This is a genomic window from Methanosarcina sp. A14, from assembly GCF_001729375.1.
Taxonomy (GTDB): domain Archaea; phylum Halobacteriota; class Methanosarcinia; order Methanosarcinales; family Methanosarcinaceae; genus Methanosarcina; species Methanosarcina barkeri.
In genome coordinates this window covers 1-11,261 of sequence record NZ_LZPK01000144.1, presented here as the reverse complement: position 1 = coordinate 11,261, position 11,261 = coordinate 1, and the positions used below count along the sequence as shown (strand labels likewise).

General features: G+C 39.9%; 4 protein-coding genes. 1 reads left to right on the top strand and 3 read right to left on the bottom strand.

Going from position 1 to position 11,261, the window contains the following annotated elements; all coding sequences use genetic code 11:
* Positions 1-1,583: PKD domain-containing protein (locus A9239_RS07715; RefSeq protein ID WP_141706405.1), on the bottom strand; the 1,583-nt coding region annotated here is incomplete at its 3' end.
* A 545-nt stretch (positions 1,584-2,128) separates the two neighbouring features.
* The gene (locus A9239_RS07710; RefSeq protein WP_048155601.1) at positions 2,129-3,649 is read right to left on the bottom strand and encodes a DUF3344 domain-containing protein; all 1,521 of its coding nucleotides are present in this window, start codon (positions 3,647-3,649) and stop codon (positions 2,129-2,131) included.
* A 1,540-nt stretch (positions 3,650-5,189) separates the two neighbouring features.
* Between A9239_RS07710 and A9239_RS07705 the strand changes: the two genes are divergently transcribed.
* A complete protein-coding gene (locus A9239_RS07705) occupies positions 5,190-6,710 on the top strand; it encodes an aminoacyl-histidine dipeptidase (RefSeq protein WP_048157003.1) in 1,521 nt (506 codons plus the stop codon).
* A gap of 446 nt (positions 6,711-7,156) precedes the next feature.
* Here A9239_RS07705 and A9239_RS07700 read toward each other — a convergent pair whose 3' ends face one another.
* Positions 7,157-10,327, bottom strand: a complete 3,171-nt coding sequence (locus A9239_RS07700; RefSeq protein ID WP_048155604.1) for a P-loop NTPase fold protein — start codon at positions 10,325-10,327, stop codon at positions 7,157-7,159.
* Positions 10,328-11,261: the final 934 nt, after the last annotated feature.

Here is an 11,261-nt window from a genome sequence, read left to right as displayed (position 1 = left end):
GTAAGGCTGGCAGTTCCGGTATTCATGACGTTGGTAACTTTTATGGTATTTGGTTCTTTGGCAAAAACCGCAGAGCCTGGAACCGTATTGACGATACCTGATATACTGAGGTCGTTCGTCGCCGCTGAAGTTACGGTTATGTATTCGGTCTTTACCTCAGAATCGCGTCCGTCGGCATTGGAAACAGTGAGGTTAACGTCGTAAGTTCCGGCTGTACTATAGATATGTGAGGGGTTCTGCTCTGTAGCGTTAGTATCGTCCCCGAAGTCCCATAGCCAGGAAGTAGGTGAGCCAGTCGACTGATCCGTGAAATTGACAGTAAGAGGAGCAGAACCAGAAGTAGGGGTTGCTGTGAAATTGGCAACCGGAGCTTTGGAAAGTGGTTCACTTACGACAATGTACTCAGTTTTTACTTTAGAATCGCTTCCGTCGACATTGGAAACAGTGAGGTTAACGGTGTAGTTACCAGCTGCGGTATAAGTGTGGACCGGGTTCTGATCAATACTGTCTACATTGCCATCATTATCAAAATCCCATGACCAAGATGTAGGAGTATTTGTGGATTCATCCGTGAACTGGACGGTCAACGGGGCAGTGCCACTCGTTACGTTCGCCGTGAAGTTTGCAACCGGGGCGTCGCCGCCAGATTCTCCACCGCCACCAATTGCATAGTTTTCAAAAGGCTGCATCAGGGGATAGTTATCGTTTCCAAGGCTGTCGGGAAGGACATAAGGAGTATCACCAATTCCGTCGCCATTAGCATCTGTGCCGTTGTAATCAGACCAGTAGTTGCCCACGTAACCGGTGTAGGTCTGACTATTGTAGATGTATTTGATGGGGGTGGTTGAGTTCCAGTGTGTTAGCGCAGGTGCTGTGGTTCCGCTAGTTGTTGCCGGGACACCGTTGCTTATGAAATTGTTAAGATATATTGTGTTTAATCCAGTAGTTTTATAAAATTCGATACCTGCATAGGCATTAGAACTAAAGATGTTTTTGGTAACTGTAGTATTTATGGCCTTAGAATAGAGGGTTAATCCCGCTCCTTTATTGTTGCTGAATGTATTATTTGATATCAAAACGTTGCTTTTTTCGATTGACATACCGGCATATTTACCGGTACTATTCGAGACAATATTGTTTTCAAATGTTAAATTGTCACAATCTACATCTATGCCTTTTGACCAAGTTAGTCCATTAAATATACAATCTCTGATAGTCACATCCGAAACCGTACCAATATCTGAATCAATGTTTGGTTCTTCCGTTATTTTCATTCCTTCAAGGACAGTTCCGGTTGCATTTGCATAAGTCGCAATTTCTGGGATATCTATTCTACCATTGACTGTAACGAGATCTGGACGTTCTCCTTTTATAGTCAGGTATGGAATCGAGACTTCAAAACTGTTATATGTCCCAGCATAGACATAAATCGTATCGCTGGAAGAAGCGCTGTTGATAGCAGATTGTATATCAGTGAAATCTGCTCCACCACTGTCATCAACGTACCAAGTCTTTGCTTCTGCAGGTGTTATTAACATCATGCAGAGAAAAACAAATAAAATAAGAAATATTCTTTGATTCATACAATTTATCTCCTGTAAATCAAAATTTATTCACTAATTGATAATTTTAGGTATAGCATTGATTTTAATAATTTAGTTCATGTTATATGCAGGTCTTTTTTTCAATAATTCAATCTCTGTATATCTATTAGTCTCTCTCATTACTTTTTTGAATCCGTAATATGGAAAATCTAACGACTTAATCGATGAATGAAGTTAATATTTTTTCAAATATACTCACAAAAATTATGATTTAAAATTAAACATAGTAATATAAATTATTTAAATCTTCTTAAATTATGTAAAAATAATAGAAAATATACATAATAAATAATAAAAACATACTAATTTATAATATAAAATATTGTTATATTGCTGAAAATTCCTCAATTGGTTGTGATACCTCAAAAAATTTAGGCTTTTGCACTTGATCTCATACATCAATCTCATTCATCAAGCACATTAGCCATTACAAAAAAAGAGAGGTTTTGATAAACCACTTATTTTATGTACCATTTATAGCAGAAACAATATCTGATGTATTTTTTTTACAGTAAATAGTTTGTTTATTGTTTAAGAACCAATTTAACATAGTCGGTATAAATTTTGCTGTCGTCTTCTCTGCTGGTTTTACTGTTCTGTTCCGCCAGTATAGTTACTAACTTGTCGCCGTTAATGTAGTTGCTAAGGTTAGCTGTTTTTTCACCTGTCAGGGTCTGCTCAGCTGCATCATTACAGGTGGTCAGTTGTTCATACGCACTAGTATTATAGTTCCAGATGTAGACGGTAACACCATTTCCTGCATCATTTAAGCCTTTGCCATTCCAAGTTACGTTAATCGCATCTAAATTAGATACATTGGAACAACTAACGTTGAACACAAACCTGTGTGCTGCATAGTTATCATCAGCAGCTATATTACACTGGAACTGACCATCGTCATACTTGATCTTGCTGTACTCTGTCACTGAAAATTCATTATTCGGATCATTATTGACAGTTGCCGGCAGGCTTGAAGTCTGGAACTTGTAAGCAAGCAGACCTGTTCCCGCTCTTCCCAGTGTGTTGTTACTAAAGTCGTAGATATAAGATTCATCTTCCACAGTCAGTAGAGTGAGAGGGAGTTTAAAGTAGCCACTGTATTGTGGCCTATTGTCATCTTCGTTTCGGTTGTACGTCATATAACTGTTAATTCCACTGGAAATTAAGTTTGTGACGTTCCAGCTCTGCCACTCAAAGTATGATCCCTGGTGAGGGTTGGCCCACGTCAACTGCTGATTATTGTTGAAGGTGTAGTTCCCGTTAAAACTCGCAAGTGGAAGAACTGTAAGGTTAGCTTCTCCTGGAGAATAAACTGCCGACGTGTTGAAAGTAGTATTTCCGGTGTAAGGATACCCGTCATCGTCTGTCCTATACGAGTCCGTGTCATGGCCCTGGTTCACCCAGTAATGAGTTACTTTACAGGATTGATTATTATATGCTACCACCAGGGTGATCATCTTCACCCGGCCGTCGAGTGGCTGAGTGCCATCCGGCGTGGACACATTCACACGCGTCGAGACACTTGATGAAGAGATACTGTCATCCACATCATACCAGATCAGGAAATCACTCGTCACACGGTTGCAGTGGTCATTTATCCATATAGGGCCCTGACCATTGTTATAGGGGAATGTGTAGGTAGTATCCATGATCTCAGTTCCCAGAGTCGCATAGCCTGAACCACCTGTCCCGTCACCGTCAAATTTCGTAGTGACTTTCAGCGGATAATTGTTTTCCATATGTCCGATGTAGACATCTACATAGAGCCTTGCCCATGCGACATCATCAGGGTCACACGGCAATGTGGAGTTCAGAAAAACCGGCGTTGTGTATGCATAATCGAACCCAGGATAAGCATCAAACCAGAGGTCTCCGGTTACTGTCCCATACGTTCCGTTTGCAGTGGTAAGGTCAATTCCCCCAAGGTAAGGGTCTGCCGCTGCAGGAGACGCAGTCGCAAATAACAGCACCATTAACCCAATTAGTATCATGTGAGCAAGCGGTTTTGTGCCACCTTTATTTACCAACATTTCCATTTTAAACATAAGCATTTACTCCAATCATTGTCAATTTGTGGGTTTAGCTTGATTTAGCTACCAATATATAGACATAGATAGCCAATTAGTATCTTTAAATTTCCAACTTTACTAATATTAATCTGATTTGTGTTTTTTTGATATTAAACAGCAGGACTTTTACGACTATCATTGGCTTTCCATGACTGTCGTTGACGTTCCATTATGTGGAGTCTCTATCTCTTCCGGCCAACCATGAACGGTTCTTTTGGAAATCCGCATGAAGATACTGTACAGTAAGCATGCACAAATCATTCTAAATAATACGGTGAAGAACCTGAAAATAGACTCCTTTCATCTTTTTTCCAGGATTTTTATGTCCTTATGCTTTCAATCACTCTCTCCAGGTGATTGATTGCCGGATACATCTCTCATATAGACCTGTTTTTCGAATATGAATAGCATGTGCCTTTTCAATATTCGGTCGAAGGCCTTTTTACAAAATCTCAACACAGTATGTTTTTACCTTCCATTTTTCCCCGGATGTAAATAGTTATTCATACTACATATTTAAATTTTGCTAACTTTTAATTATTTTTTTTGTTTTTATGTTATTTTTTGTTAATAATATAAATAAAATTCATACAAAATTGGGTTTATTATAAATATTATAGGCATCTACATCTGGACAGTTTGGACAGTTTTTAGATGCTAAATCCAAAAAATTGCAGGTCACTAAACAAGAATCAGGACTCTGGCTCGGGAAACTTATCCTTCAAGCCATCTGCCAACTTTGATTAAAAAATCAGTATCATATAAAGTGGTTCGAGAAAAATAATTCATTTAGGCAGAACAGGAAAACAAAAGAAAGCTAAAGGGATTAATGTCAAATAAGAATAGACTTCAAAAAATTGTTATTGCTGTTTTTTGTATTTTATTGTTTAGGGAGCTGTTTTTTCATTAAAAATAACATAAAGATTATAAAAATATTGAAAAGTATTATATTTGATGCCATCGTATATATGGGCTTTATTGCTGGAGAAAACTGATTATAAAGTAAGTAATTTTTGACAGTTGTATGAGTGGGAGTGTAAGTGTAAATTATTGAAAAACATAAGCTGGCTAGTCACTTTATATTTTATTTAACCACTGATAAACATCTGCTTTTTCGGAATTAATTAATAACTCACGGACACAGTCAAACGTTGATTGATATCAATTTAATGAAAACAAAGAGTTTAATAATTGACTGATGGACAAAGAGTGCAATCAATCGCCGGCAATCAAAGAAAATCCATTCAAAGATATTTGTACGTTGAATCTCAATAACGATGGCTATTGATGTTGCTTTATCTAGGTTTAATAGTTACAATTTCGGTATATTATTCAAACGTATTCAAACTACATGACAGTTTTCAATAAATTATAAAAATATGTGAATCCGTAAACTAAATAAGTAGTACCTTAATCGCAACCTAATAATAACCCTGATAACAATCAATAACTCCTAAGGATAAAACTAGAAATAACCCTATATAGAACCCCTGTAAAAAATTAAAAAATGATCCCTATGCATCCTAAAACTCAACAGATCCTCGAAGTCTTTGAAGAAATCAATAAAATCCCGAGACGTTCAAAGCATGAAGAACAGATTTCAACCTGGCTGCAGGAGTGGGGCCGGTCCAGAGGTTTTGAGGTAAAAGCCGATTCCTTAAACAATGTGCTTATCAAAGTCCCCGCAACGGCTGGATATGAGAACTCTCCCATGCTTATTCTGCAGGGGCACATGGATATGGTCTGCGAGAAATGTAAAGATTCCGTACACGACTTTTCCAGAGACCCTATAAGATGCATTTACGACGGGGGATGGATGCAAGGAGACGGAACTTCCATAGGTGCGGATGATGGGATTGCCCTTGCACTTGGACTGGTGCTGGCAGAAGCAGGGAAGAAAGGAGAAATCGGGCATCCACCACTTGAGTTGCTTTTTACGGTGGACGAGGAAACAGGTCTGACAGGAGCGAGAGGACTTGAAACTGGCTTTTTTGAAGGAAAAATACTTCTGAACCTTGACTCAGAGGATGAAGGCATTTTTGTAATAGGATGTGCAGGCGGGCAGAATTCACAGATTACACTTCCTGTTGAGTGGGAACTGCTTGATTTCAAAGAAGAAAATTCATTTGGGTTCTTCAGGCTCTCGGTTGAAGGACTGGAAGGTGGGCACTCCGGGACTGAAATCAACAAACAACGCGCAAACGGGATACAGTTGCTCTCCCTGGCACTGAACAAACTCAGGGGAAAACTTGGGATAGAAAATGTAAGGCTTGTCCTGCTGAACGGGGGCAGTGTTCATAATGCAATTCCCAATACTGCAGAAGCCTTTATTGCCCTTCACAGGGAAAAACTCGAAAAAGCCGAAGAAGCAATGTCAGATATCAGGCATGCATTTAAAGCTGAATATGCAAAAACTGATCCTGGACTTATTTTGAATTTTGAAGAAATTAGCAGAGAAATAATTTTTGAAGTTGCAGAAGATAAAATCCTCAGAGAGACAGTGTCTCATGTTCGGGTCTTTTCGCCAGAGACCGAAGAAAAACTTATAGAACTGATCCTGGGACTACCGCATGGGGTTTACAGGATGTCGGAGACAATTCATGGGCTTGTCGAAACCTCAAATAATCTTGCAACAGTCCGGACAGATGGAAATGAAGTAATAATAATATCAAGCCAGCGCAGTTCAAGCAATCTCAGGCTGGCTGAAATTAGCGGAAAGGGGGAAGCAATCGCAAAGCTCGCAGGTGCATGGGTTGAACATGAGCCCGGATATCCTGCATGGGAGCCCAACCTGAAATCAGAACTGCTCTTAAAATGCAAGCAAGTTTATACCGAGACATTTGGGAAAGAGCCTGAGATTGAAGTGATTCACGCAGGGCTTGAATGCGGAATAATCGGTTCGGCGCATGAAGGTATGGAAATGATTTCTTTCGGGCCAACGATTAAAGATGCGCATTCTCCTGCTGAAAGGATCTTCATTCCTTCGATTGAGAAAGTCTGGATATTCCTGGAAAACCTGTTTAAAACTTATTGCTGACATGGGTTTCTTCAACAGGGACAGGCGCCACATGTGTTTGAAAATCAAGCCTTTTCAAAAAACTGCTTGCCAGCAACCCTTTTAAAAAAAGGCTTGACCGAAAACCCCAGCAAAAACATAGTCAGCGTGTGGTCAAGCAGCTCAACGGTTCTGGTACAGCCCTTTTCAAAAAAGACTTGAGCAAAAACGTCTCAATGTTTGAGGTCTCAATGTTTGCGTTTTGAGTACCTTATCCCCGGACCCTATCGGCGTGATCAACCGGCGCAACGGTTGCGTTTAAACCTTAATTTGGCAGATTATACTAATTAACACCATGCAAAAAACATGTTTCATTGGCATATCACAGTTATGTAAAATGACAAAAGTCAAAATTGGGTTCTTATAAAAAGGTATGCAAGTATTCGTAGGCTTGAATCACATCCTTCACAAACTATACATAGCCTGCTTCAGAGATCTTCTCTCTGGAAAGAGAAGCGCATGACCTGTGGTGCCCAGTTAGCTAATACAGTTGCATCTAAATTCAGCCAACTTCCTCCATCATATTTGTCTACCCATGATTTTAGGCGAACCAAATCATGACAAACATTACGTTCTTCATATATCCAACCGCTTGCTTGACCGTTCCCAGCCTTATCTAATGTGATTTCTTCATCCTTTTCTGTTAAGACTTTGCCTCTGGGAGGCATTTGGTGCGCTTCCAACACTGCAAGAACTTGGCCAAGGGTACATCCAGTTGATATGGATACTTGCTGGTTGGATGTCATGGTTTGTTCGATCTCGGAACGCTCTGAACGAAGCTGCTTGAAAAAGTCGCTCGAAATAGTAGGCAATCCGATAAGCACCGCCAACAGAAACAACACTAACTTGAAATCTGCATTGGGTCTGTCTTCCACGAACTTCGTCCCTTGGTTCAGTGAGATAGCTTTAATTAGCCGATAAATGTTGACAAAACGCTTTACCGACCGTGGTGTCTGGCCGAGAAGACTACGTAGCTCGTCCATGAACTGAAGTTCAATTTCCTCAATATCTAGACCTTGGGGCTTCAGGTCTGTATTAGTGTTTAAGTCCAGAAGGCGTTTATTTTCCGAAACTCCCCAATTCTTGGCTCGTTCTTTGCCATCGACCCTCGCATCGATAGTATCTTTCATGCCTTTTTGACTATTATCTAGCTCTGTTTTGTCATCCACCTCGCTGGATGGTACCAAACTATCTGATAATAGACCTTTGACAATATTTATGCGAGCTTTTTCGGGTAAGGGAGGCATCCAAAATGGTATCTGAAAAATCTTTTCTAAATAGTCTTGCGGTGAGGCTTGGCGCCCGAAGCTTTTTGAGAGCTCAAAGTCTTCTTGTAGGGTGCTGGCCGAGAGAAGATTTTGATAGTGAGTCTGTAACGACTGTGACAACCAGCGGACGTCCACGGCCACGACGACAACGAATAAGGGAAAGGCCAGCAACAAATGTATGGCTTGAAGAACTTGGACAACACGATCTGGTGGGCATCTATCCAAGTCATCTATGTACAGGACAATGCGGTTGATCAAGTGTTTGTCTTCTTCACTTACCTTCCCCTTGTCCCTTTCAATGAATTCCTTATTCTGTTCCTCGATAAGTTGTGACAGCTGTTCAAAGTCGCTACGAATTAGTGCGGCAATACCAAGGTGTTTGCGATAGTCTAGGCTGCACATACGTTCGTTGATAAAGTCTAGCAACAAGCGTCCAGGAGTGACCTGCTGCAGTTCCTGTTCTAACTCAGCAATCGCACGCTCCTTTTCCTTTTCTTTATTCTTAGCTTGGTCATATTCTGCCTTCTTTTCATTATACTCACACTCCGCTTCAGTGATCTTCTTGTCGTGCTTTTCAGCTTCAGCACTCCGCCTTGCATCCAGCTTTATTCTGATGTCTTCAACCCGTGTCATGGATTCAGATAGCCACATAGTACCTTTCTTGAGCATGATGGTTAAACCGCTTAAGAAAGCTCCCACACTGACCAGTGCATTGGTGACGGTAGGAAGTTCGCTGATATTATTGAGCACGAAGCTGATGAACGGGCCTATGAGAATGACGACGACTAGAGCTGCGGCCCACTTCCAGCCATCCCAGCCATGCTCGCGCAGCCGGGTTGTGAGCGCATTGCCTCGCTCCAGCACAACACGAAGTTCATCCGCACTCTGCATTAAATCTGCTGCATTCTTCATGTCTTTCTTTAAGCCCAGATTTTCTAAGATCTGTTTTTCCTTTTCGTAGTCCGTTAGAGGTATCGTTTTAAGAATGTCTTTAGCCTTCAAGTCAGTAAGCTTTTGAAGTGCAATGTCGCGCTCTTTCTCAAGTTTGGTAACGCGCTCCTTGGCTTGGTCAAGCTGACTCTTGAGTTCATCCTTACGGGCCTGAGCTTCTTCCTTTGCACGTCCCTGGATATCAAGTTTCTCGATAATCTCCTGCCGTCGCTGATGTAGTAAGGATGGCTGATCTTCTGATCGTGTCTTCAAGTTACGGAAGATGTGATCCACCAAGCTCGCCCATAATTCTCCTTCAACGTAGTGCCACGCGTTGAACTCGATTTGAGCTATATACTTGTAGACCGAAATTTCTTTTTGAGGCTGGTTCGAACGTTGAGCGCCCAATGTAATCGTGTGGATGCGCTGGCGCAGTGATTCCATGAAGAAGCTTTTACCAGAACCCCAGTCACCAAAAAGACCAATTGCCATTGGGGGTTGCAATGTCTTGGCTGCAATAAGATAGGCGAAAGCATCTACTTCAGAACCTATACCGATGAGATCTCTCTCGGTATGGATATCTGCATTGAACCCGGACACGGCAAAGTGGGCAGGGAGTTGCCCAGGTAGGGCAAAAGAAGCTGGCATAAGCTGAAGCATGTGTAACACAAATTTGGCAGCATTTTGGGTTGCAATTACTTGCCATTTATTATCATTAGGAGATTTGTCCCCACCCACAAAATCGCTGATAGATTTCACAACGATCCAATCAACTTTGGATTCCCGACAGACCTCATACAGCCCAGCGCCTCCAATTTCACCGCCAATAATATCATCACGATTCAAAGTGTTTAAATCTTGATAATAATTGATGTTATCCAAAATCTTCTCGCTAGATAAAATGGAGCCGAATTTAACTTTATAATTTGATTCATCCCATGAATTGTAGATCTTCTGAAAGCAGTTTAAAAGCCGTGGAGATGCATCTATTTGATCCCTATGATAGACGGATAATAAGGATCCATCCTTTGTTTTTATTAAGGATCCATCCTTCGTGATTAATCGTTGGGTTTCATAAATAATGAGTCGCGTTGAAACCAAAATGTCGCCGATAGATTGATTTTTGGAATTAAAACCAAAAGCTAACCCTACCAGAATCACTGCTGTAGGCGATAAATCAAGAATACACTTTCGTAAAAGTGCTTCAGATTCCAATAATCCCAGACCAAGTTTCAATAGAAATACTCTCTTTCTATTGACAACGCCAATGTCGTAGTATGTCTGGTCACCAATTAATACAGCTTGAGGCACTTGCCTATTGGAGTCCTGAAACACATCAAAAATCGCTTTGCTTTCGCCTTCAGTTATAGTGATCAACAAAAAGTCAGCTTTCAGAGTCATGATCAAATTCCTAATCTAGACAGGGAGTACTTCATTATTACAAGGTTAGCTCGTGGCAGTTCAACGATCATATCTGCTCTGGATGCAGATTTCGAAGACAATAATTAAAATTTGATATTAAATCATGATTTTTGGATTTCATTTAGGGATATTTTTGTAACATTCTCACTTATATTAAAGTTTTATGAAAACAGAACGCTAGAAAAGTTTTCTTCTAGAAGTACACTAATGTCGAGTCAACCGCAAAATGTCGTATAAAACCGATTGCAATTATTCGGAATCATTGAATCTTTGATGATTGACTCGACACTAGCCATCAGCAGATAATAAGTACTCCTACTGTAATTGTAACTTTAGTTACATCCTTAATTTGACAGTATAAATTCCATGTATTATGAAATCTCATTTTTTCGTCAAAAATCATTTGACAGTATATAAAAATTGCATAAAAATTACCGTCGATTTGTCGTATTTTCAACTTAGAGCCTATCCGAAAAGTAGTTACCAGCTATAACTTTTACAAAATGCAATATGAAAAAACCGGAACGGATACTCTGGTCGTATAGATCGATTGTGACTTTTCAATATGCATTACGGACTTTTCGGATAGGTTCTTAGCGATTCCTATAAAATCGCAATGTAGAATTTTTTGTTTAATTATAGTGATTTTGGGATATAATATTTTTATTTAGTAGACGATATTTTGCTCATTGTACATGCAATCCGTCAAATTCAATACAAAAATTTGATCAAAAATCAAAAAAATGACCCTTAAGAGAAGAAGAATAATCTGTCAAATAGAATCACAAAAACTGGGTAAAAAATTTGTTGATATGATATTACTTCTTCATCCCTATCAAATATGAAAATACCCTTTCAATATAAAAATTAAACTGTCAAATTAGGGTTTGAGTTTTGAGTATCTTATCCCCGA